21 protein-coding genes are annotated in these 22,511 nt (G+C 56.0%); 5 read left to right on the forward strand and 16 right to left on the reverse strand.

Annotated elements, in window-relative coordinates:
- Positions 1-51: 51 nt before the first annotated feature.
- The 13 genes from argT to HA50_RS13700 all read right to left on the reverse strand — a co-directional run bounded on the left by argT (position 52) and on the right by HA50_RS13700 (position 14,642).
- Positions 52-834, reverse strand: coding sequence for a lysine/arginine/ornithine ABC transporter substrate-binding protein ArgT (gene argT, locus HA50_RS13640; RefSeq protein ID WP_084876142.1), 783 nt, complete (start codon positions 832-834; stop codon positions 52-54).
- Between the two features lie 275 nt (positions 835-1,109).
- Entirely contained in the window at positions 1,110-1,679 is a 570-nt protein-coding gene (locus tag HA50_RS13645) for a UbiX family flavin prenyltransferase (RefSeq protein ID WP_084878532.1), read from the reverse strand.
- 138 nt (positions 1,680-1,817) lie between these two features.
- Complete coding sequence (locus tag HA50_RS13650; protein ID WP_158087406.1) at positions 1,818-4,223, reverse strand: inverse autotransporter beta domain-containing protein; 2,406 nt, start codon at positions 4,221-4,223, stop codon at positions 1,818-1,820.
- Positions 4,224-4,692: 469 nt separating this feature from the next.
- Positions 4,693-6,210 carry an amidophosphoribosyltransferase gene (gene purF / locus HA50_RS13655; RefSeq protein ID WP_084876144.1) on the reverse strand — a complete coding sequence of 506 codons (1,518 nt, stop codon included), beginning with the start codon at positions 6,208-6,210 and terminating at the stop codon, positions 4,693-4,695.
- Between the two features lie 36 nt (positions 6,211-6,246).
- Entirely contained in the window at positions 6,247-6,732 is a 486-nt protein-coding gene (gene cvpA, locus HA50_RS13660) for a colicin V production protein (RefSeq protein ID WP_084876145.1), read from the reverse strand.
- A gap of 252 nt (positions 6,733-6,984) precedes the next feature.
- Positions 6,985-7,719: a cell division protein DedD gene (gene dedD, locus HA50_RS13665; protein ID WP_084876146.1), complete on the reverse strand. Its 735-nt coding sequence runs from the start codon at positions 7,717-7,719 to the stop codon at positions 6,985-6,987.
- Positions 7,709-8,977 (reverse strand): bifunctional tetrahydrofolate synthase/dihydrofolate synthase, encoded by a 1,269-nt coding sequence (folC, locus tag HA50_RS13670; protein ID WP_084876147.1) that lies wholly within the window; start codon positions 8,975-8,977, stop codon positions 7,709-7,711. The genes dedD and folC overlap by 11 nt, the downstream gene beginning before the upstream one ends.
- A gap of 66 nt (positions 8,978-9,043) precedes the next feature.
- Positions 9,044-9,952: an acetyl-CoA carboxylase, carboxyltransferase subunit beta gene (gene accD, locus HA50_RS13675; RefSeq protein WP_084876148.1), complete on the reverse strand. Its 909-nt coding sequence runs from the start codon at positions 9,950-9,952 to the stop codon at positions 9,044-9,046.
- A gap of 132 nt (positions 9,953-10,084) precedes the next feature.
- Entirely contained in the window at positions 10,085-10,747 is a 663-nt protein-coding gene (locus tag HA50_RS13680; RefSeq protein ID WP_084876149.1) for a DedA family protein, read from the reverse strand.
- A gap of 36 nt (positions 10,748-10,783) precedes the next feature.
- Complete coding sequence (gene truA / locus HA50_RS13685; protein WP_084876150.1) at positions 10,784-11,590, reverse strand: tRNA pseudouridine(38-40) synthase TruA; 807 nt, start codon at positions 11,588-11,590, stop codon at positions 10,784-10,786.
- Positions 11,590-12,600 (reverse strand): aspartate-semialdehyde dehydrogenase, encoded by a 1,011-nt coding sequence (locus HA50_RS13690; protein ID WP_084876151.1) that lies wholly within the window; start codon positions 12,598-12,600, stop codon positions 11,590-11,592. Before HA50_RS13690 ends, truA begins: the two co-directional genes overlap by 1 nt.
- Before the next feature lie 70 nt (positions 12,601-12,670).
- Positions 12,671-13,810, reverse strand: coding sequence for a 4-phosphoerythronate dehydrogenase PdxB (gene pdxB / locus HA50_RS13695; protein ID WP_084876152.1), 1,140 nt, complete (start codon positions 13,808-13,810; stop codon positions 12,671-12,673).
- 52 nt (positions 13,811-13,862) lie between these two features.
- A complete protein-coding gene (locus tag HA50_RS13700) occupies positions 13,863-14,642 on the reverse strand; it encodes an AraC family transcriptional regulator (protein WP_084876153.1) in 780 nt (259 codons plus the stop codon).
- 95 nt (positions 14,643-14,737) lie between these two features.
- On the opposite strand from HA50_RS13700, the gene HA50_RS13705 reads away from it, so the two are divergent.
- Positions 14,738-15,643 (forward strand): DMT family transporter, encoded by a 906-nt coding sequence (locus HA50_RS13705; protein ID WP_084876154.1) that lies wholly within the window; start codon positions 14,738-14,740, stop codon positions 15,641-15,643.
- Here HA50_RS13705 and HA50_RS13710 read toward each other — a convergent pair.
- Together HA50_RS13710 and tctD are read right to left on the reverse strand one after the other, a co-directional pair.
- Positions 15,630-17,009, reverse strand: a complete 1,380-nt coding sequence (locus HA50_RS13710) for a sensor histidine kinase (protein WP_084876155.1) — start codon at positions 17,007-17,009, stop codon at positions 15,630-15,632. The two genes, HA50_RS13705 and HA50_RS13710, sit on opposite strands and share 14 nt — an antisense overlap.
- Positions 17,000-17,671, reverse strand: coding sequence for a transcriptional regulator TctD (gene tctD / locus HA50_RS13715; RefSeq protein ID WP_084876156.1), 672 nt, complete (start codon positions 17,669-17,671; stop codon positions 17,000-17,002). Before tctD ends, HA50_RS13710 begins: the two co-directional genes overlap by 10 nt.
- 108 nt (positions 17,672-17,779) lie before the next feature.
- Between tctD and HA50_RS13720 the strand changes: the two genes are divergently transcribed.
- The 4 genes from HA50_RS13720 (at position 17,780) to flk (ending at position 21,871) form a co-directional block, all read left to right on the forward strand.
- A complete protein-coding gene (locus tag HA50_RS13720; RefSeq protein ID WP_084876157.1) occupies positions 17,780-18,769 on the forward strand; it encodes a Bug family tripartite tricarboxylate transporter substrate binding protein in 990 nt (329 codons plus the stop codon).
- 11 nt (positions 18,770-18,780) lie between these two features.
- Entirely contained in the window at positions 18,781-19,212 is a 432-nt protein-coding gene (locus tag HA50_RS13725; RefSeq protein ID WP_084876158.1) for a tripartite tricarboxylate transporter TctB family protein, read from the forward strand.
- Between the two features lie 12 nt (positions 19,213-19,224).
- On the forward strand, positions 19,225-20,733 hold the full coding sequence (locus HA50_RS13730; protein WP_084876159.1) for a tripartite tricarboxylate transporter permease: 1,509 nt from the start codon (positions 19,225-19,227) through the stop codon (positions 20,731-20,733).
- 106 nt (positions 20,734-20,839) lie between these two features.
- The gene (gene flk / locus HA50_RS13735) at positions 20,840-21,871 is read left to right on the forward strand and encodes a flagella biosynthesis regulator Flk (protein WP_084876160.1); all 1,032 of its coding nucleotides are present in this window, start codon (positions 20,840-20,842) and stop codon (positions 21,869-21,871) included.
- 1 nt (position 21,872) lies between these two features.
- Here the strand turns inward: flk and HA50_RS13740 are convergent, their stop codons facing one another.
- Positions 21,873-22,316, reverse strand: coding sequence for a rhodanese-like domain-containing protein (locus HA50_RS13740; RefSeq protein ID WP_084876161.1), 444 nt, complete (start codon positions 22,314-22,316; stop codon positions 21,873-21,875).
- Positions 22,317-22,511: the final 195 nt, after the last annotated feature.

A 22,511-nucleotide genomic window follows, 5' to 3' on the forward strand; every position in this document is an offset into this window, starting at 1 on the left:
AATTAACGAAGCACTGCCCGCACGTAGCGGGCAGTCTGGTAGACAGGATAATCAGTCACCGTACACATTGAAATCAAAGTATTTCTTCGCAATCTTGTCGTAAGTACCGTCTTTGCGCATGGCATCGAAGGCTTTGTCGATGGCGACTTTCAGGTCCGCATCATCTTTACGCAGACCCATACCGGTGCCGACGCCAAAGATTTTATCATCTTTCACCGCCGGGCCAGCAAAGGCGTAGTTTTTACCTACCGGCTGCTTCAGGAAGCCTTCGCTCGCCTGCACTTCATCCTGGAAAGCGGCATCGATACGGCCAGCATTCAGGTCCTGATACACCAGGTCCTGGTTAGCATACGGCGTAACGGTGACACCCTGCGGACGCCAGTATTGATTGGCGTAGGTTTCCTGGGTAGTGCCCTGCAGCAGACCGATATTCTTGCCTTTCAGTGACTCAATGGTCGGCTGAATGGTGGAACCTTTTGGTGCAACCAGACGGGCGTTTGCTGCGTAGAGTTTTTCAGAGAAGCCAATCTCTTCCTGACGCTTTTCAGTAATGGAGAGTGAAGAAATGATGGCATCGATCTTCTTCGCTTTCAGCGACGGGATCAGCGCATCGAAATCGCTTTCCACATAAGTACATTTAGTCTTGATGCGTTTACAGATCTCGTTAGCCAGATCAATGTCAAAACCCACTAACTGTCCTTGCGCGTTTTTCGATTCAAACGGCGGGTAAGTCGGGTCAGTCCCGATGCGCAGCGTATGCGGTACCGCCGCGAACACGCTCGCGGCGCTGGACATTGCCAGCATCAGAGAAAGAGCCAGAACTCGCTTTTTCATAGGTAACCCTCAAGTGAAGTGCTTTTTGTTATGTGGTGCGTGATGTGTTTGCGCTGTTTAATTTGCATGTTTCATGCCAGTTGTGCAAATTGGCGAAACCCTGTACAGACGCACTAAATACTGCGTCCACCAGGGGCGCAAGCACTTAGTTTGTGAGGAAAATATAACAGTCGGGTGAGCAGGAAAAAGCGACATTGTTAACTTTTGGTGTATGAAATGCACGAAGAGTGATCCTGCGCGCCATTTCGCACCACAATAGTGCAAGCCTGCACCATTTATGCGCCTTGCCAGCGAGTGAACAGATCCTGCGGTAACTCAATATCGAACTGGTCCAGTACGCGATTGACCGTTTGATCCACCAGCTCGGCAATATTTTGCGGGCGATGATAAAACGCGGGCACCGGCGGCATAATCACGGCGCCCAGCTCGGCGGCGGTGGTCATCATGCGCAGATGGCCTACGTGCAGCGGGGTTTCGCGCACACACAGCACCAGTTTACGTTGCTCTTTCAGCACCACATCAGCCGCACGCGTCAGCAAGCTATCGCTGTAGCTGTGCACAATGCCGGACAGGGTTTTCATCGAACAGGGCAGGATCACCATGCCGAGCGTCTTAAATGAACCGGAGGAAATGCTGGCTGCAATATCGCGCACGTCATGCACCACATTGGCCAGTGCCTGCACCTCGCGCAGATTGAAATCGGTTTCCAGCGCCAGTGTCTGGCGCGCTGCCTGGCTCATCACCAGATGGGTTTCCACTTCAGCCAGCGGTTGTAATACCTGCAACAGCCGTACGCCGTAGATAGCGCCGCTGGCGCCGGAAATACCAATGATGAGTCGTTTCATAATTATTTTGCCATGCAGGTAAACCGCAATCATAACCCGCAGGAGAAGAGGAAGACAAACAAGGTATTCTGGCACAGCCATGGAAGGGGAAAAAGCAATCACCGCAGTGATTGCCTGAGAGGTTACGACTCGCCGGAATTACTTTTTAGGAGCAAAAGTGATACTCAGGCTGCGATCGCCAACACGCTGACCATTGATGACCGGGTAGATTTGGTAGGTTGATTTATTCCAGTGGGGGCTGATGATGTTCACCTCTCCACTGATCATGCCATCAGCGTTGGTCTGAGCGTTGTTGAGCGTAATTTTAATCCATTCATCTGAATTAAAACCGTCAACGTCTTCCGCTTTAAAAGTCACGGCCGTATTGACGAGAAGATTGCGGAATTTATCTACCAGTGGGACGCTAAATGTTGCCGGAACAGCGCCTGTCAGCGAACCGGCGGTAAACCATCCTTGATTGACAATTTCTCCTGCCATCCTTGCAGATGCGACATCCGCCACAACTGTGACAGATTGCGCGGGTGACGCCAGATCGCCCACATGACTGGTCACGCTGTAGAGGCCCGCTTTTTCTTTCATCAGCGAGGCGGTGACTTTGCCCTGTTCATCGGTCTTGCCTTCATTGTTGGCGGTGATGGCATTTCCATTGGCATCCTTAAAGCCGACGACGATATCTTTCAGAGGATGACCCTCACTATCGGTAACCGTCGCCGTGAAGGTGAGGGTATTGCCCGCACTTATCTCCGCCTGACCAGCTTGCAGATCGACTTTGGCTGGTGTAACAGATGGCGTCACGTCTTCCACTGCGGTCAACGTCAGTTGCTGCTGACCCAGCACATTTGCACCATGATATAGCACCAGCGTCACCACGCCGGATTCGGCACCCGCTGTCACATCTGCCAGATAACGGCCTGTCGTCCCCTCTTCTTTGATTTCCCCAACAACAACACCTGAACCACTACGCGCACTTTGCAAAGAGGCCTCCAGACGCAGATTGGCAGCCTGCCCACTGACTGGCTTACCCTCTGCATCTTTCAACTCAATGGCGGCCTGTGCATGTCCGCTGCCATCCGCGACCAGTTCATGAATATCAAGATTAAACACGGTCTTTGCGGCATCAGGTTGCTGTGGCTGATCGGGTTGTACCGGCTCTTCCGGCTGTACCGGTTGTTCCGGGTCTGTTGGTTCTTCGGGCAGGATTTGTTGTGCTTTTTCTACCGTGATGGCTACCTGTGCACGCTGCGAACCTTTCCCTTTGGTGTCATACGCCACCGCGCTCAGGATGTAGTGGTTATCGGTACCCTCCTGATACACTGGCAGCACCAGCACAGAATTCGCGCCCTGTCCGACAATTTTGCCCCCCGCTGCGACCAGTAAGGCATCATCCCAGACAATTTTTCCCAACCCATGCTTAGCCCAGATACTGATGCCCAGCGGCTGCGAACTGCCCTCCTCTCCCTGAATGGCGCTCGCCAGTGAGAAGGTAATCACCGTCTGCTCGCGATAATCCATCACGATTTGGTTATTACGCGAAACCAGCTCGTAGTGTGAACCGGCCAGGCTACGCTGTTCCGCCACGGCGGCTGATGACAGGTGCCAGTCAAGTGAGCGGCCAAAGTTCCAGTTCAGATTCAAGCCAACAGAGATATCTTTGCCGCTTTGCATGCTATTGCGCTGCGCGGCCTCCACTGAAACCAATGGAACCGGCGTCCAGTTCAGGCCAACAGTCACGGCAGAAGGATCTTTCTGCAGGGTATTGCGACTGATCAGCGCAACGTTATCACCATAATATTGTTCATATTTCACCTTGCCACCCAGTTGCGGGTAGATCGGCAGCCAACTGGACAATTCAATGTCCCAGCCATTCGCCGGGCGCTCATCATAGTCAGCCATCAGCTTCGACTCATGCCAGCCAGTCAAACCGTAGTAACCATTCGCCGCCAGGCGTAGCGCTTCGGTCCACAATTCAGCCCCGATACCCGCGCGACGGTTATTACCGCTAAAATCATTATCGAAAAAGACGTTATTACCCAGCATCCAGCCATCCGCAAAATAACGGATGCCGAGGCCGATATTGCCGGTGTTGCGATCGTCAACACGACGCGCGCCTATCTGGGTAAACAGCAGAACATTTTGGCGGCTGTCCCACAGGGGGACCAGCACATCGCCGGAATAGTTGTAGTCAGAAAAATTTTTGTCCGAACTGATAGAAATTCGTGAGCTACCACCGAAACCGTTTAACCACTCTTCCGCCTGCTGCCCCGCCAATGAAGAGAGTTGGTTCTGGCCAAACTGACGCGCATCCATATTGCGCGGATTCGATTGACTCCCGGCCTGGCGTACCTGCTCCGGTTGTTTCTGTTGTTGCGCCTGCGGTTGTACAGCTGATTTTTTTACCGGCAGCCAGACAGTCTGACCCGCAGTTGCGGCGAGGAACGTCGCTTTGTCGCTAAACGCGAAGGAATTAATCTCCCACAAGTGTTCGATCGAGACTTTATTTTCACGCGCAATATCCTGGATATTTTCACCCGTTTTTAATTTCACGGATTGAATGGTAGCTTCCTGATTATAAGCGCTCCCATTATATGCACTGGCAGGCAGACTGAGGAATGAAATAGAAAGTGGTGCAAGAATGGCGATCGTAATAGATGAAAGTTTAAATCTCTTCCCAGATGTCATTATAAATTACCCCAACCAATTGAAATGCGAACAAAGGATATAAACCGGGGTGAGTGGAAAATAATTTTCACCTCGATTTTCCTGCGGCATTTTCAAGCGCACTGTACAAAAATGGGTAATGAGATTGTCATGATTTCATTATTACGTAAGGAAGCATGCCAGACTGGAGTGATTCTCAGATCGACTCTGATAAAAATCTGCTACTGAATAAATGGGAAAGTGAGGATTTTATATGAAGGCTGCTGAAGAACAACACGGATTGTGGGCAGTTTTATTTCGGATGGAGGATAATAATAAAATTGCCCGCTTTTAATTAAAAAGCGGGCATTTCAACTTAACCTTCGTTATGTAATTCCAGACCTTCTACTTCAGTCTGACGCGCAATGGCTTTGGCATCGTCATTTCGCAGTGACTGGAGATAGTCAAGATAACGCTGATCAACGTCTTTCGTCACATAGATACCGTTAAATACCGAACACTCAAACTGCACGATATCCGGGTTCTCTTCGCGTACTGCTTCGATCAGATCGTCGAGGTCCTGGAAAATCAACGCATCGGCTTTAATCAGCTGACGAATCTCTTCCACTTCACGGCCATGGGCGATCAGCTCGGTCGCGCTCGGCATATCGATACCGTACACATTCGGGAAACGAATTTCCGGCGCGGCAGAAGCCAGATAGACGCGCTTCGCACCCGCTTCGCGTGCCATCTCGATAATCTGCTCCGAGGTGGTACCACGCACGATGGAGTCATCCACCAGCAGCACGTTCTTATCACGGAACTCAGCACGGTTGGCGTTCAGCTTGCGGCGTACCGCGCTGCGGCGCAGATGCTGGCCCGGCATGATAAAGGTACGGCCAACGTAGCGGTTTTTCACAAATCCCTGACGATAAGGCTTATCGAGGATACGCGCGATTTCCAGCGCCACATCGGTTGAGGTTTCCGGAATCGGGATCACCACATCGATATCAAGATCTTCCCACTCACGCGCAATTTTCGCACCCAGCTTGGTACCCATACGTACGCGCGCGCTGTAGACCGAAATTTTGTCGAGGAAGGAGTCCGGACGTGCGAAGTAGACATACTCGAACAGACATGGATTGCTTTTCGGGTTCTCAGCGCACTGACGCGTTGAGAGCTGGCCCTGCTCGGTGATGTAGACCGCTTCACCCGGTGCCACGTCACGAATGAATTCAAAGCCCAGCGTATCCAGCGCCACGCTTTCAGAGGCAACCATATACTCGATACGGCCATCAGCGATTTGACGTTTACCCAGCACCAGCGGACGGATGCCGTTAGGATCGCGGAAGGCAACCATGCCATGACCGATAATCATCGAAACCACCGCGTAAGCACCACGCACCTGCTGGTGCACGGCAGCCACCGCGGCAAAAATGTTGTCAGCTTCCAGCGGGTAATGCTGAAAACGGTCCAGCTCCTGCGCAAAGATATTGAGCAGGATTTCGGAGTCAGAGGTGGTGTTGACGTGACGGCGACCCACTTCGAACAGCTGCTTACGCAGTTCGTGCGCGTTGGTCAGGTTACCGTTGTGCGCCAGCGTAATGCCGTAAGGGGAGTTCACATAGAAAGGTTGCGCTTCAGAGGCGCTGGAGCTGCCTGCTGTCGGGTAACGTACGTGACCAATCCCGATGTTGCCTTGCAGACGCTGCATGTGGCGTGCTTCGAAGACATCGCTCACCAGCCCATTGGCTTTGCGCAAACGAAAGCAGTTAAGCGCATCGATGGTACAAATGCCGGCGGCATCCTGCCCGCGGTGCTGCAGCACCGTTAACGCGTCATAGATCGACTGGTTTACTGGCATAAAACCGGTGATACCAACAATACCGCACATGTTGTCATTTCCTCATTAGCCGCACTCCCGGTGGCGTCACCGGGGTAAAAAACTCGACGTGCTTTTCAGATAGTCAAAAAACCACCTGATGATGTAACTGAACTGGGGAATGAGTTGGGACTGCTGCCAGTCCGGGCTTTTCGAGAAGCCGGTGAATGTATCAAGGAAGAAGAGAATAGCGGCAACGATTAGCACGCCACGCAACGCCCCGAAACAGACCCCCAACACCCTGTCGGTTCCCGACAGGCCAGTCTTTTCAACCAGCGTGCCGATCACATAGTTCACGATGGCACCCACAATCAGGGTAGCCACGAACAGCACCGCGATAGCGATACCGTTACGAACCAGTTCGTCGTCAAAACCTGTAAACCAGACTGCAAGGTAGGCGTAGTAGTGACTGGCGACAAAAAACGCACATCCCCAGGTAACGAGAGATAAGGCTTCCCGGACAAACCCGCGAACCAGGCTGACCAGAGCCGAAAAACTTACTACCGCAATAATGACGTAATCAATCCAGATCATGAACTCTTCCAGCGCCAGCGCGATTGCACCCCTGCATCCAGTTCGGGGCGCATTCTAACAGAAAAAGAAAACGTTTGCGTAGGGTTTTCCGGTTCCGTATCCATAAAAAGGGCGAAGAAAAAAAATCACCTCGCCCCGACGTATCTCAGCAAGGTAACCAACTGAAATAAAATAATTTTTCTGTCATCAATTTGATGAACAACCTGTGCTATGCCGCGCCTTTTTCTGCTATCGGCGCGGCTTATCAACGGTTTAGCGCGTGCTGTACGGTTTGACGACTCCACCGAGCCCGGAAAGGTTTTTCAGCTCACCCAACGCCGCCTGCATCTTCGCTTTTGACGCATCCGGTCCGACATAAATACGCGTGATCTGGCCCTGCACCGGCGTTGACGGCACCGTAAAGGCACGATACCCCGAGAGACGCAACTGCGCGACAATCTCGTTGACCTTCGCCGCGTTTTTCAAAGCGCCGAGTTGTACCACATAAGCCTGACCCGCTGGTGCTGGCGCTTCTGCTTCACTCTGCTTCGGCGTTTCGACCGGTTTCGGCTGTTCCACCGGCTTAGGCTCAACCGGTTTCGGCCTGGGCTGCTCAATCGGTTTCGGTTTTGGCTGCTCGACAGGTTTGGGTTTCGGCGTCTGCACCGGCACACTCTGATGCACCGGTGGCGGTGTCACCACGCTCGGTTCGCTATTCTGCGCAGGCTGGGTATTGCCACTCTCCGCCGGATTGGTGGTTTTGCTGTTGGGGGCGCTCGGTTCCGTCGTTGTACCCGCGCCTTCCGGCGGCTGAGCAGGCAACGGCTGAGTTACCGGCGGCACCATCTCGCTGTCCTGCTGGTCATCCGGTTTCGGCACCAGCGGAATGGCAGCGAACTCCTCTTTGTAGTGCTTTTTCTTGCCATCCAGCAGGCCGGGCAACACGATGACGCCAACCGCCACCAGAATGACCGTGCCAACCAAACGGTTCTGAAACTTACTTGCCACTGCCGTTCTCCGCTGCCATCGATTCCATTACCTGTGCCACGGTGTGGAAAGAACCACACACCAGAATCACATCCTCGGGACGGGCCTGCAAACGTGCCGCCTGCCAGGCAGCATCCACGCTGGCAAATGCTGTGCCGCTCGCCAGATGGGCAATCAGCTGCTCAGCAGTCGCACCACGCGGCCCCTCAAGGGGTGCGCAGTACCAGCTATCCACCTGAGGTGCCAGCGCCGCCAGCGTTCCCGCGATATCTTTATCGTGCAGCATACCCACCACCGCATGAACCTTACCGGAACGCGGCAGTTCCGCCAGACGTGAAGCCAGATAATAAGCGGCATGGGGATTATGTGCCACATCCAGGATCACGCGCGGCGATTCACTTACCGTCTGGAAACGTCCCGGCAAAATGGCCAGCGGCAGATGCTGACGAATAATTTCTTCGCTGACAGGCAAACCGGAAGCGCGCAGCGCGACAAGCGCGGTGGCGGCATTCGGTAACGGCACCTGCGGAAGTGGCAGGTCGCGCAATTCACCCTGCGCATCCTGCAGCGTCCAGCTATCGCCATGCTGCTGCCATTGCCAGTCGCGGTTGCGCTGCATCAGCAATGCGCCCTTCTCTGCCGCAACGTCCGCGATGGTATGCGGCATATCGGGTTCACCCACCACCGCCGGTTTGCCTGCGCGAAACACGCCCGCTTTTTCGCGGCCAATGCTGTCGCGATCTGGCCCCAGCCAATCGGTGTGGTCCAGCGCGATGCTGGTGACCACTGCTACATCGGCATCAACGATGTTAGTCGCGTCGAGGCGTCCACCCAGACCGACTTCGAGGATCACCACATCCAGCCCCGCTTCACGGAACAGATTTAACGCAGATAAGGTACCGAACTCGAAATAGGTTAGCGAGATGTCGCCGCGCCCGGCTTCAATGGCGGCAAAACTGGCGCTGTGCAGCGCTTCATCCAGCTCCTCGCCCTGAATGCGCACCCGTTCGGTGTAACGTACCAGATGCGGTGAGCTGTAGACCCCGACACGGAAACCGGCGGCCATCAGTAACGTTTCCAGCGTGCGGCAGGTGGTGCCTTTGCCATTGGTTCCGGCAACAGTGAAGACGAAGGGAGCAGGTTTTAGCAGGTTGAGGCGTGCAGCGACGCGTTGAATACGATCCAGACCCAGTTCGATGGTCTGAGAATGCAGATGTTCAAGATAATGAAGCCACGTGGCCAAAGGCGACGTGGCTTGAGGAAGGTGAAGAGTGTCCATGTTTCCCGTTCAGCATGTGTCGCGGCATTAGTAAAAAGGCGCATTGCTGCGCCTTTCCGTTGCCTGTCAGGCCTCGTTGCTTTCCGGCTCAGCCGCAGTCGGCTGATCACCATCCTGCAGCGGCGCTGGCAGGTTCATCATTTTCGCCAGCAGGCTTGCCAGCTTAAAGCGCATTTCCGGACGACGGATGATCATATCGATCGCGCCTTTCTCAATCAGGAACTCACTGCGCTGGAAGCCCGGCGGCAGTTTTTCACGCACGGTTTGCTCGATAACACGCGGGCCGGCAAAGCCGATCAGCGCTTTCGGTTCCGCAACGTTGAGATCGCCCAGCATCGCAAAGCTGGCAGAAACGCCACCCATGGTTGGGTCAGTCAGTACCGAGATATACGGCAGACCGCGTTCCTGCATTTTCGCCAGCGCTGCACTGGTTTTCGCCATCTGCATCAGCGACATCAGCGCTTCCTGCATACGTGCACCGCCACTGGCGGAGAAGCAGATCAGCGGGCAGTTATCTTCCAGCGCCTGCTCAACTGCACGCACAAAGCGAGCACCAACCACCGAGCCCATTGAGCCACCCATAAAGGAGAACTCAAACGCCGCAGCCACTACCGGCATACCGTGCAGCTGGCCTTTCATGACGATCAGGGCATCTTTCTCGTCGGTTTCTTTCTGCGCCGCAGACAGACGATCTTTGTACTTTTTCGAGTCACGGAACTTCAGCAGATCCTTCGGTTCCAGCTCGCTACCTAATTCTACCAGTGTTCCTTCATCCAGCAGGCTATGCAGGCGCTCACGGCCATGCATGCGCATGTGATGGTCGCACTTCGGGCAGACCTCAAGATTACGCTCCAGCTCGGCGCGATACAGCACCTGGCCACAACTGTCGCACTTGGTCCACACCCCTTCCGGGATACTGGCACGGCGCGTCGGCGTAATATTGCTTTTGTTAAGTATGCGTTCAATCCAGCTCATTGATGACCTTTCTGTTTAAAACCGACCTGGTCCAGTCTTCTCATTGCTGCTGAAATCACCTTCAGCAGGCCGTAAATGTCGCTCATTAAACCACAACCGCTTCTCGCTGTGGATAAAAATCTGGTTTCGCGCTTACTGAGATTTCTGCTGACGTGCCTGACGGCGATGACGCCAGACTTCAATTACGCCCGGCAGAATCGACACCACGATAATCGCAACAATCAGCAGTTTCAGGTTCTCCTGCACCACCGGCAGATCCCCAAACAGGTAACCCGCGTAAGAGAACAGCAGCACCCACAGCAGCGCACCCGAGACATTAAAGAGCGCGAAGTGGCGATAAGACATATGTCCCATCCCTGCCACAAAGGGGGCAAAGGTTCGCACGATTGGTACAAAGCGCGCAAGTATAATGGTTTTGCCACCGTGACGCGCATAGAAGGCGTGGGTCTTGTCCAGGTAGCTGCGACGGAAAATCTTCGAATTGGGATTGCTGAAAAGCTTCTCACCAAACAGGCGGCCAATGGTGTAGTTAACCGCATCGCCCAGAATCGCCGCGATCACCATCAATGCCACCATCATATGCACATTGAGGTCGTTGCTGGGCAGCGCCGCCAGCGCACCGGCCACAAATAACAGCGAATCACCTGGCAGGAAAGGTGTCACCACCAGCCCGGTTTCGCAGAACAGAATCAGGAACAGAATAGCGTAAATCCAGATGCCGTACTGCGCCACCAGTTCGGCCAAATGCACATCAATATGCAGGATAAAATCGACGATAAAATGGATGAACTCCATAAAGCCAGGCTCCTTACATCATCCTTCGGGTAACAATTAATCTGCGAGGAACAACGGTCCCAGCGCAGGCTGAGGTAACGCAAAGTGGGATGGATAATCCACCGCCACCAAATACAAACCCTCGGCTCGGGCCGTTGCGGCCGCCAGTGTGCGATCTTTCGCTGCCAGTAACGTCGCCATCCAGTCTTCCGGCTGATTACCACAGCCAATTTCCATCAGGCTACCCACGATATTGCGCACCATATGATGCACAAACGCATTGGCCTTAATATCGACAATCACATATGGCCCCTGGCGCGTGACGTTCAGATGCATCACATTGCGCCATGGCGTACGTGATTGGCACTGCACCGCGCGAAACGACGTGAAATCATTTTCGCCCAGCAGACACTGACCAGCGCGCTGCATCTTTTCGGCATCCAGCGGATGGTAAAAATGCGTCACGCCATTGCCGAGAATCGCCGGACGCAGCCGCTGATTGTAAATCACGTAGCGATAACGGCGCGCCGTCGCGCTGAAGCGGGCATGAAACTCGTCCGGCACTGCTTTAACCCAGCGCACCGCGATATCCGGTGGCAGATTGGCGTTGACGCCCAGCGTCCAGGCACCGTCGGCACGCTGCGAAGTGGTCTCAAAATGCACCACCTGACCGGTACCGTGCACCCCGGCATCGGTGCGCCCGGCGCAGAACACGCTGACCGGATGGTTCGCCACTTGCGATAGCGCTTTTTCCAGCTTTTCCTGCACGCTACGGACTTCCTGCTGCCGCTGCCAGCCGTAGTAACGGCTGCCGTCATACTCAATGCCTAACGCCAGCTTATGCGTGTTACCTTCAGACAACATTAATACAGATACTCCTGCACCAACTTCTCGGCGGTCTTCACTGCCATCAGCGCACCACCGAAACGGATGTTGTCCGCCACCGACCAGAATTGCAGCAGTTCAGGAATACCATAATCATTGCGGACACAACCGATGCTCAGCTCACCGTTACCGGAAGCATCCTGCACCTGGGTTGGGTAGTCACCTTCGTCGCTGAGACGGATATCATCCGCCCGCGCCAGTTCATCCCGCGCTTCTTCGGCAGACAGCGGACGCAGATTTTCCAGGTGGACGATTTGCGCATTGCCGTAGAACACCGGCACCTGCACGCTGCTCACTGCAATCGGTAAGCCTTCGTCCTGCAACACCTTGCGTACCTGATCCACCAGGCGACGTTCGCTTTCCACGCTACCCTGGCTGTCCACCAGCTGTGGCAGCAGGTTGAATGCCAGCTGGCGACCATAATAATGTTCATCCGCCGGGACGCCGTTCAGCAAACGCGCGCTTTCTCCCGCCAGCGCATCCACCGCTTTTTTGCCGTCACTGGAGACGGAAATCAGGTTGGTCACCTGCAAACGTCCCAGACCGGCGGCATCCACCAGCGGTTTGATGGCACTCAGCAGCTGGCTGACCAGGCTATCCGCCACACAGATAATGTTGCGGTTGCGATAATCCGCCAGCACCTGCGGGTTCACATCCGGCACCACCAGCGGCACGTCCGGCTCCAGCGCGAAGACATCGCTGCTGTCAATCACCAGACAACCCTGGCTGGCCGCTTCTTCAGCATAACGCACCGCCGCGGCCGGGCCAGCGGCAAAGAACGCCAGCTGCGCCTGCGACCAGTCAAACTCTGCCGCATCCTGTACCCGCACCGAGCGGCCATCAAAACGCAGCGTTGTTCCGGCGCTGTTTTCGCTCGCCAGCAAATAAATTTCACCAACCGGGAACTGGCGTTCCGCCAGTAGTTCCAGTACAGCGTTCCCTACTGCGCCTGTCGCGCCCAGTAGCGCAATATTCCAGCCGTCAGACATGTTGGTTTACTCCAGACAATGACATAAAAACAGAAGGCGGTGATATTCACCGCCCATTAATTCGGACAAATCAGGCACCTGCCGATTGCAACGTGGCGCGGAACCCGAGTTGATTAAGCATGTCAGCCGCGGCAGCGTCATCGCAGATCACCTGCAACGACGACCATTCACGGCGTTCTTCATATTGCTTGCGCAGACGATCAAATTCGCCTGGCTGCGCCGCCACTTTACGCAGCGGGGCATCATCGCGGCGCACATCATACACCAGGTGCACCAGACGTTTCAGCACCGGCTGATCAAGCTTGCCGTGTAAGGTAATGGTGCCAAATTCCGGGGCGGGCAGCAGGCTTTCCAGCGGCACCTGCTGCGGCTGGCCGAGAAACTCACACCAGGCTTCAAACACCTGGGTAGTGCCGCGCGCCTTGCCTTCGAGGGTGTAACCGGCAATATGCGCAGTGGCAATGTCCACCTTATCCAGCAGCTCCAGCGACAGCTCCGGTTCCGGCTCCCACACATCCAGCACCACGCTGAGATCCTGGCGCATGTTCAGCACTTCCAGCAGCGCCGCGTTATCCACCACCGGCCCGCGACAGGCGTTGATCAGAATGGTATTCGGTCGCAGCGCCATCAGCAGCGCCGCATCCGCCAGATGCCAGCTTTTATACCGGCCATCTTTAAATAACGGCGTATGGAAGGTGAGAATATCGGCCTGCGCCACCAGCTCATCCAGCGAGTGGAAATCTTCCGCATCACCGCGATCGGCGCGAGGTGGATCGCACAGCAGGGTTTTCACGCCCCACGCCTGCAAGCGTTTTTGCAGACGACCACCGACATTGCCCACGCCGACAATCCCTACGGTACGATCGCGCAGGTTAAAACCATCGCGCTCCGCCAGCAGCAGCAGCGAGGAGAAGACATATTCCACCACCGCGATGGCGTTGCAGCCCGGCGCTGCGGAGAAGGCGATGCCCGCCTCAGCCAGCGAGGTCTCATCGATATGGTCGGTGCCCGCGGTGGCAGTGCCGACAAATTTCACCGGCGTACCGGCCAGCAGCGCCGCATTGACTTTGGTTACCGAGCGCACCATCAACCCGCTGGCATCAGCGAGTTCAGCTTCCGGTAAGGGACGTCCCGGCACCGCCAGCACCTCACCGGTGCGGCTAAAGAGTTCACGGGCATACGGCATGTTTTCATCGACGAGAATTTTCACCACGACAGTCCTGTAAATTCGAAAGGCCCATATTCTGGCACAAAGCCATTGATTAACCTAACCGGCTACGATAGCGATCCGGTGTGGTCCCGGCCTGGTGCTGAAACATCACAATCAGCGCCGAGGCAGAGCTGTAGCCCAGCTCAAAAGCAATCGCCTGTACACTCATCCCCTGCTCCAGCAAGGCAATCGCGCGCAAAAAACGCAGGCGTTGTCGCCACTCGCTAAAGGACATATTGAGTTGCTGCTGGCAACGCCGCGCCAGCGTACGCTCGGTGGTAAACACCCGTTTAGCCCATTGTGCCAGTGTGGTGTTATCGCCGGGATGCGCCTGGAGCGCGTACAGAATTGGCGACAGCAATTTGTCATCTGAGGTAGGCAGATAGCTTTTATGCAATGGTGCGAGGCGCAACCTGTCACACAGCACCTCGCACAGCCGCCAGTCTGCTTCAGTGCGCGGCTGCTCCAGGCCGCGCTGGGCAAACTCGTCCATAATGGCATGAACGATGGCATCCGCATTCAGCAGGCAGGCTTGCGGCGGCAAGCCCTGGCAAAGATCGGCGGCAATATTGAAGGTGCGAAACTGCGCCTGACGATGGTTATAGCTACTGTGGCGCTGGTTGGGTGGGATCCAGATCGGCATATCGGCGGGCGTCAGCAGGCGCTCCCCTTCCACCTCCATCTCCAGCACATGGCTTTTGACGAAAATCAGCTGCCCCCAGGCGTGGGCATGGGGCAGATATTCGGTTTTGGCATTGGCCTGTTCGAAGCGGATAAAGTAGCGCAGCTGCGAGGCATCGAGCGGTGGCTGATATTCGACCTGTAAACTCATTCTGTCCGGTCATTAATGATTTTTGTCCGATTTTAGTTATCTGTCTTAAACCGGTCAAATGTAAACTTTTCGCGTTTACTTTCTGGAGCCGTACGATGAATTTTCTCTTTCCGCTGGTGGCGGTGCTGATCTGGTCGATCAACACCATCGTCAGCAAACTCTCCGCCGGGAGCATCGATCCCGCCGCCATCTCCTTTTATCGCTGGATTCTGGCGCTGGTGGTGCTGACGCCGTTTGCCCTGCCGGGTGTCTGGCGTCATCGTCGGCAAATTATCGCCAGCAGCGGACGCCTGCTGATCCTCGGCCTGCTCGGTATGGTGCTGTATCAAAGCCTTGCCTATTACGCGGCACATAGCGTGTCGGCGGTGATGATGGGGATTCTCGGGGCTACCATTCCGCTGCTGACCATTCTGCTTAGCCTGGTGGTGTTACGTCTGGCGCCGACGCGCGGGATTTTAATTGGTGGGTTGCTGTCGTTTGCTGGTCTGGTGTGGCTGGTCAGCGCTGGCAACCCGGCACAGCTGCTGCATCAGCGCCTCGGTAATGGTGAATTGATGATGCTGGCCGCTTCAACCTCATACGCGTTGTACGGCGTGCTGACCAAACGCTGGGCCATCCCGCTGCCGACCTGGCAAAGTTTATATGTGCAGATTTTCTTTGGCGTGCTGTTGCTGCTGCCCGGCTTTCTGCGCACGCCGGATGTGTCGCTCAACGCGCACAATATCCCGCTGGTGCTGTTTGCCGGGCTGTTTGCCTCTATCATCGCCCCGTTCCTGTGGATCCTCGGCGTGCAGCGCCTCGGGGCCAGCACCACCAGCATCTTTATGAATTTTGTTCCGGCCTTTACCGCTGTGATTGCAATTCTGTTCCTGCATGAACAGCTGCATGGTTATCACTGGATTGGTGGCGGCATGACATTGCTGGGGGTGATTCTGGCACAGCGGCTGCGCACGCCATTACGTCGCGCACGCACCATCACACCTCCCATCAGTGGAAGCTGATCGTCACCCGTAGCCCGCCCAGTTGTGGGCTGCGGTCCAGCCTTAACTCTGCGCCATGCCAGGCGCAGATATCTTTTACCAGCGCCAGACCGATACCGGCACCGGGTTGTTGCAGGCCGTTATCCAGCCGCGAAAAAGGTTGCAGCGCCTGTTGCTGCTGGGCATCGTCAATCCCTGGCCCGCTATCCTCAATTTCCATCATCCCGGACGCAATTCGCGCCGTCACTGTGCCGTGCGCCGGGGTGTACTTGATGGCATTATCCAGCAGGTTGCTGCATAACTCCGCCAGCAGCAACGCATCGCCCTGCACCTGACATGGCCCCTCACCTTCATAACCCAGATCGATTTGTTTATGGCGCGCTGCGGCATAGCCGCTGAAACACGCCTGCTGCGCGATGGCCGCCAGATCGACGCGCTCCAGCGGTTTATCTTCACCGTGACGCGCTTTGATCTGTGCCAGCTGCAACAAACGATCGGTGAGATGTACGGTGTCATCCAGGGTATGACGCATCCCTTGCAGGCTCTCATGCCATTGCCGTGGATCGTCGCTGTTCAGCGCCACGCCAACCTGGGTTTTCAGAATGGTAAGCGGCGTGCGCAGTTGGTGGGACACATCGGCGCTAAAACGTTCCTGACGCGCCAGCAAACCACGCAACCGCTCCAGATGGCGGTTGAAGGCGATAATCAGCGGCTGTAGTTCGGACCAGGGCAGCAATGACGGCAAAGGCTGCAGCTCCCCCGGCGCACGGCGCAAAACAATGCGCGATAACCGCCGTAGTGGGCGTAGCACCTTGCGCAGCAGCCAGCCCGCCAGAATCAGGGTAATCAGCACCAGAATGCTTTGGCTAATCAGGGCGGTGCGTAATAATCCCTCGGCAAAGGCGTGGCGTGAATTCAGGGTTTCCGCCACCAGTACCAGCGCCATGCCCTCCACCCCCTCTTCGCTGACCGGTTGCCACAGGGCCACTACCCGAATCGGTTGCTGGCGATAACGGGCATCGTAGAAATGAACCAGCGCCGGAAACAGCGTGGAGAGCGGCGCATTACGCGGCAGCGGCGGTAAATCTTCGTAGCCTGACAACGTCTGTCCTTCCGGCGAGATCACCTGATAGAACAGTTGATCGTTCATATTGCGTTCAAAACTGTCAAGCACCACCCAGGGAACATCCACCTGCAATTGTCGTTTCCGCACCACCAGCCGCTCGGCCACGGTACGCGCTGAAGCCACCAGCGAACGATCATAAGCCTGATTTGCCGCCTGAAGCGCGCTGTAATAATGGGTGTACACCGATAATCCCCACAGCAGTAGCAGCGGTACACCCAGCCATGCCAGCAACTCGCCGCGTAGCGAACGAATCAGGCGCATGGCTGACACTCAAGGCTGTAGCCCAGCCCGCGCAACGTGACAATCGCCACATCACTACCCGCCAGTTTTTTGCGCACCCGATGGACATATAATTCGATGGTTTCAGGGCTGACCTCATCCCGCAGGGAGAAGGTCTGTTCATAAAGATGCTGGCGCGATACCGGATGACCAGGACGCCGCATTAAGGTGGTCAGCACGCTGGCTTCACGCGGAGTGAGATGTAATGGCTGGCAATTCAGCAGGAAACAACCTTCATTGTCCCGCTCCAGCTGGCCGATCACCTGCGATTGCGGCGTTTGCCCGTGGCTGCGGCGCAGCAAGGCACGCAACCGGGCTTCCAGCTCATCCAGCTCGAAGGGTTTGGTCAGATAATCATCCGCCCCGGCATTCAGCCCCTGCACCCGCTGTGCCAGTGCGTTACGCGCAGTCAGCAACAAGACAGGAACGTTCTGCCCACGGCGTCGGAGCCGTGCCAGCACCTCAAGGCCATTCATACGCGGCAGCGTCACGTCCAGCACCACCAACGCATACTCTTCGCTTTGCAGCACATGATCCGCCGCGACACCGTCAGCCACCCAATCCACCGTAAATCCTTTTTGTGTCAGTGCTTTTTGTAACCAGCTCGCCAGCTCAACCGTATCTTCCACCAGTAAGAGACGCATGTCACACCCCGCCATTTTCCCTGAAGAATGAAAGGTAAATGAAAGGTTGCCACATTAACAATTCATTAACCGCGAATGTTCGGCGGTAATCACAAACTGGAATCATCAATGGAGCGACAAATGAAAAACAACATTCGCACCCTCCTCGCCACCACCTTACTGGCTATGTCGGTTTCCACCGCGTTCGCAGCGGCACCAGAACGCACTGAATGTATCGCCCCGGCAAAACCGGGCGGCGGTTTTGACCTCACCTGTAAGTTGTTGCAGCTTTCGATGCAGGAAACCGGACAAATCACCACCCCGATGCGCGTTACCTATATGCCAGGCGGCGTCGGTGCGGTGGCGTACAACGCCATCATTGCGCAACGTCCGGCGGAAGCCGGGACGGTCGTTGCCTATTCCGGCGGGTCATTGCTCAATCTTTCCCAGGGCAAGTTTGGTCGCTATACCGTGGATGATGTGAAGTGGCTGGCTGCCATCGGTACGGATTACGGCATGGTCGCGGTGCGCAATGATGCACCGTGGCAAAACCTCGGCGAGCTGATGGAGGCGATGAAAAAAGATCCCACCAAAGTGGTGGTGGGTGCCGGTGCTTCAATCGGCAGCCAGGACTGGATGAAGACCGCGCTGCTGGCGCGAGAGGGCGGTATCGATCCACGCAAAATGCGTTACGTCGCCTTTGAGGGCGGTGGTGAACCCGTCACTGCCCTGCTCGGGAATCATATCCAGGTTGTCTCGGGAGATATGAGTGAAATGGTGCCTCATCTGCAAAGTGGCAAGTTACGCGTGCTGGCAGTGATGGCCGACCAGCGCCTGCCGGGTGAACTGGCTGCCATCCCCACCGCCAAAGAGCAGGGATTTAATGTTTCCTGGCCAATTATCCGCGGTTACTACCTCGGCCCGAAGGTCAGCGATGCCGATTATCAATGGTGGGAAGCGGCATTTAAAAAGCTGGTCACGACGAAAGAATTCCAGCAGCAGCGCGATATGCGCGGCCTGTTCGAATTCAACATGTTCGGCAGCGAGCTGGATAGCTATGTGAAGAAGCAAGTTGCTGACTACCGCGAGCAGGCGAAATCCTTCGGTCTGGCGAAATAACGGAGGCAATGATGAGCGATCGTATTTTCGCCGCCATCTGGCTGGCGCTCTGTATCGCCGGTTTATTTATCGCCTGGCAAATCCAAAGCGAATACAGCTATGAGCCGGTTGGACCCCGTCCTTTTCCGATGCTGCTGCTGGGGCTGATGGCGGTATGTGCGTTACTGATGTTGCTGCGTAAACCCGATAACGTGCAATGGCCGGTGCCTGCCACGCTGAAGAAGTTACTGATGCTTTGCGTGATGCTGATGCTTTACGGCTGGTTCTTTGAACGTCTTGGCTTTGCTCTGTGCACCACGCTGCTGACCTTCGGCATTGGCCTGCTGTTTGGCGCGCGCTGGTGGGCAGCGGTGATTTCCGGGGGCGTGATGGGGATTGCATTGTTTTACGCCTTTGATCATCTGCTGGATGTCACGCTGCCAGTCGGCAGCTGGTTCAGTTAACGGGAGATTATGATGGATACCTGGTCTTTTCTGATGCAGGGTTTCGCCGTCGCCATGACGCCGGAAAACCTGATGATCGCCCTGATCGGTTGCTTTATTGGCACCATTGTCGGGTTATTGCCCGGTCTTGGACCGATCAACGGCGTAGCGATTTTGATGCCGCTGGCGTTTGCGTTGCATTTACCGGCCGAGTCGGCGCTGATCCTGCTGGCTACCGTCTATATTGGCTGCGAATACGGCGGGCGCATCTCCTCGATTTTGCTCAATGTGCCGGGCGATGCCGGGGCGATTATGACCGCGCTCGACGGCTACCCGATGGCGCAGCAGGGCAAAGCAGGTGTGGCGCTCTCCATTTCCGCCGTCAGCTCCTTCGTCGGTTCCACCATCGCCATCATCGGCATTATTTTGTTCGCGCCGCTGCTGGCTAACTGGTCACTGGCGTTTGGTCCGGCGGAATACTTCGCGCTGATGGTGTTCGCCATCGCCTGTCTCGGCAGCATGATGAGCCACAACCCGCTGAAGTCATTTCTTGCGGCGCTGATAGGGTTGGGAATGGCGACGGTGGGCGTTGATGCCAATACCGGCGTGTATCGCTTTACCTTCGACAGCGTGCATCTCTCCGATGGCATCCAGTTCGTGGTGGTGGTGATTGGGCTGTTCTCGGTGAGCGAGATTCTGCTGATGCTCGAATCCACCAGCAGCGGCCAGAAAATGGTGCGCGCCAGTGGCCGGATGCTGTTCAATATGAAAGAGGCGACGATGTCTACCGGTGCGACGCTGCGCGCGTCCTTTATCGGCTTCTTTGTCGGCGTGCTACCCGGTGCCGGTGCAACCATTGCCAGTGCCATCGCCTATATGGCTGAGAAGAAGATCAGCGGCAGCGATCAGTTCGGTAAAGGGGATATTCGCGGCGTGGCGGCACCGGAAGCGGCGAATAACGCCTCGGCCTGTGGCTCCTTCATTCCAATGCTGACACTGGGGATCCCCGGTTCCGGCACCACGGCGGTGATGGTGGGTGCGCTGACGCTGTACAATATCACCCCCGGCCCGGCGATGTTTACCGAGCAGCCCGATATTGTCTGGGGATTGATTGCCGCGTTGTTGATCGGCAACGTGATGCTGCTGATCATGAACATCCCAATGATCAATATTTTCGCACGTATGCTGACCATCCCACTGTGGTTCCTGGTTCCGGCGATTGCGGCGATCTCTGCGGTGGGCGTTTACGCGGTGCACAGTACCACTTTCGATTTGCTGCTGATGGTGGGGCTGGGCATTTTCGGCTATATCCTGCGCAAGATGGATTTTCCGATGTCGCCGCTGATCCTCGGCTTTGTGCTGGGCGAGATGCTGGAGCAGAACCTGCGCCGTGCCTTGTCAATCAGCAACGGCAACCTGCCGATTCTGTGGGAAAGCCTGATTTGCAAGGTGCTGCTGGTGCTGGCGGTGTCGGTACTGGTGGTGCCACCGTTATGGAAACGCTGGCGACGTAAGCGCCTGAAGCTGGCCGAGGCAAAATAATTTCCTGCTCCCTGCTGCCCCCGTGGATTTCCCGGGGGCTTTTGCTATCATATGGCCTCGTTTTTCCGGCGCACCCGGATCTGACTCGGTTTTCAAGGATTCCGCCATGCAACCTCTCAGCGGTCCCGGTGTGCCCTCGGGCGATCGTTCCCCACTCACTCAGGCAACTGGCCCTGCGCGCCCTGGTGGCCCGGCAGGCGAACAGCCATTATCTCCCGCTCAGCGCACCACGCTGGAACGCCTGATCGTCCGTATTATGTCGCTCAGCACCCTGAAAGCACCGGAATTGTGGGCCGGTGTGCGTCATGAAGTCGGCGTGAAGAACGATGCTGAACTGCAATCGCGTCACTTTCCCGCTGCCGAACAGCATCTCAATAGCCGCTTAACCCAGGTGCAGGACAGCCACGCCACACGTCAGCTGTTGCAGCAACTGCTGGAGAAACTGCCGCTGGGCAATAACCGCCAGGCGGTGAGTGATTTTATCCGCCAGCAGTTTAACCAGACGGTACTGAGCGCGTTATCGCCAGACCAGCTGCGCCAGGTGCTGACCATGTTGCAGAACGGCCAGATGGCGATTCCGCAGCCGCAGCAGACGCGTATCAGCGATCGGTCACTGCTGCCTGCCGAACATCAGGCGCTGAATCAGCAGGTGACGCGCCTCGCCGCCAGCACCGGTGAATCGCCGGTGAAAGTGCTGGGGGATGTGCTGAAGCTGGTTAACCTGAAAAGTGGCGATCCGATTCCATCACGCCATTTCCCATTGTTAACCCAGTATTTGCAGGTGCGTCATACACTGAGCCAGCTGAGTTCGCCAACGTTGCACACGCTGGAAAGCTCGCTGAAGCAGCCGATGAGCGCCGATGAGCAGCGTCTGCTGGAAGATTACAGCCAGCAGCGTTTCCAGGCCACGCCGCAGATGGTGCTGACCCCGGCGCAAACCCAGGATCTGCTCAACCTGCTGTTCAGCCGCCGTGCCGAAAAAAACCTGGAGCAGCCGCTGTCCGCCAGCGAACTACGCCCACAACCGATCTGGGCACCGATCTTCAATCAGTTACCGGCACCTCTGGCGCAACGCCCGGCGCTGACCTTAAGCCTGGCGTTGGTGGTGTTTATTTTCCTGCTGTGGATATTCCTCTGATTCAGCAACCGCATTGTGCAGCCGGGGCAGCGGCGGGCCATTCGCCCACCGCGCTGCCCCACGCCATCGGATGACCGTCACGCTTCCAGAAATCCAGCCCGCCAATCAGTTCCTTGACCTGAAAACCTAATGCCGCCAGCTTCAGTGCCGCTTTAGTCGAACCATTGCAGCCGATGCCGTCACAATAGGTGATGTAAACTTTCTGCCGATCCAGCTGCGCGGTGGTGGCTTCGTTCATGGTGCGATGTGGAAACGAGATCGCACCGCAAATATGACCGGCCTGATATGCCTCCGTGGCGCGTGCATCAAACACCACAATCTGCGTGATGCCCGCCGCCAGATCTTCGGCTAAATCCCAGGCATCGGTGTAATACGCCAGCTTGTGTTGCAGATAAGCCAGACTTTCAGCCGCACTGGCCGGGGGGAAGGATAAAACCGATGACATCGCATTCTCCTGCTGTGAATTTACCCGTAGCGGCGCAATTTATTGCGCGCCCTTTGACCTGGGCACCGCTGTAAATTGCGCGATAAATCGCGCCGCTACGCGTCCGGACGATTAAGACGGTAGCGACAAAACGTCAGGCTGCTGTCGCACTGACCGGGGAGAAGGCTAAAACCGATGACATCGCATTCTCCTGCT

It is taken from the genome of Pantoea cypripedii (assembly GCF_002095535.1).
GTDB lineage: Bacteria > Pseudomonadota > Gammaproteobacteria > Enterobacterales > Enterobacteriaceae > Pantoea > Pantoea cypripedii.

What these genes read in the sequence shown, in the direction of transcription:
- argT (WP_084876142.1), bottom strand. Translation starts at nt 834, where the DNA reads ATGAAAAAGCGAGTTCTGGCTCTTTCTCTGATGCTGGCAATGTCCAGC.
- HA50_RS13645 (WP_084878532.1), bottom strand. Translation starts at nt 1,679, where the DNA reads ATGAAACGACTCATCATTGGTATTTCCGGCGCCAGCGGCGCTATCTAC.
- purF (WP_084876144.1), bottom strand. Translation starts at nt 6,210, where the DNA reads ATGTGCGGTATTGTTGGTATCACCGGTTTTATGCCAGTAAACCAGTCG.
- cvpA (WP_084876145.1), bottom strand. Translation starts at nt 6,732, where the DNA reads ATGATCTGGATTGATTACGTCATTATTGCGGTAGTAAGTTTTTCGGCT.
- folC (WP_084876147.1), bottom strand. Translation starts at nt 8,977, where the DNA reads ATGGACACTCTTCACCTTCCTCAAGCCACGTCGCCTTTGGCCACGTGG.
- accD (WP_084876148.1), bottom strand. Translation starts at nt 9,952, where the DNA reads ATGAGCTGGATTGAACGCATACTTAACAAAAGCAATATTACGCCGACG.
- HA50_RS13680 (WP_084876149.1), bottom strand. Translation starts at nt 10,747, where the DNA reads ATGGAGTTCATCCATTTTATCGTCGATTTTATCCTGCATATTGATGTG.
- truA (WP_084876150.1), bottom strand. Translation starts at nt 11,590, where the DNA reads ATGTTGTCTGAAGGTAACACGCATAAGCTGGCGTTAGGCATTGAGTAT.
- HA50_RS13690 (WP_084876151.1), bottom strand. Translation starts at nt 12,600, where the DNA reads ATGTCTGACGGCTGGAATATTGCGCTACTGGGCGCGACAGGCGCAGTA.
- HA50_RS13700 (WP_084876153.1), bottom strand. Translation starts at nt 14,642, where the DNA reads ATGAGTTTACAGGTCGAATATCAGCCACCGCTCGATGCCTCGCAGCTG.
- HA50_RS13705 (WP_084876154.1), top strand. Translation starts at nt 14,738, where the DNA reads ATGAATTTTCTCTTTCCGCTGGTGGCGGTGCTGATCTGGTCGATCAAC.
- HA50_RS13710 (WP_084876155.1), bottom strand. Translation starts at nt 17,009, where the DNA reads ATGCGCCTGATTCGTTCGCTACGCGGCGAGTTGCTGGCATGGCTGGGT.
- tctD (WP_084876156.1), bottom strand. Translation starts at nt 17,671, where the DNA reads ATGCGTCTCTTACTGGTGGAAGATACGGTTGAGCTGGCGAGCTGGTTA.
- HA50_RS13720 (WP_084876157.1), top strand. Translation starts at nt 17,780, where the DNA reads ATGGAGCGACAAATGAAAAACAACATTCGCACCCTCCTCGCCACCACC.
- HA50_RS13725 (WP_084876158.1), top strand. Translation starts at nt 18,781, where the DNA reads ATGAGCGATCGTATTTTCGCCGCCATCTGGCTGGCGCTCTGTATCGCC.
- HA50_RS13730 (WP_084876159.1), top strand. Translation starts at nt 19,225, where the DNA reads ATGGATACCTGGTCTTTTCTGATGCAGGGTTTCGCCGTCGCCATGACG.
- flk (WP_084876160.1), top strand. Translation starts at nt 20,840, where the DNA reads ATGCAACCTCTCAGCGGTCCCGGTGTGCCCTCGGGCGATCGTTCCCCA.
- HA50_RS13740 (WP_084876161.1), bottom strand. Translation starts at nt 22,316, where the DNA reads ATGTCATCGGTTTTATCCTTCCCCCCGGCCAGTGCGGCTGAAAGTCTG.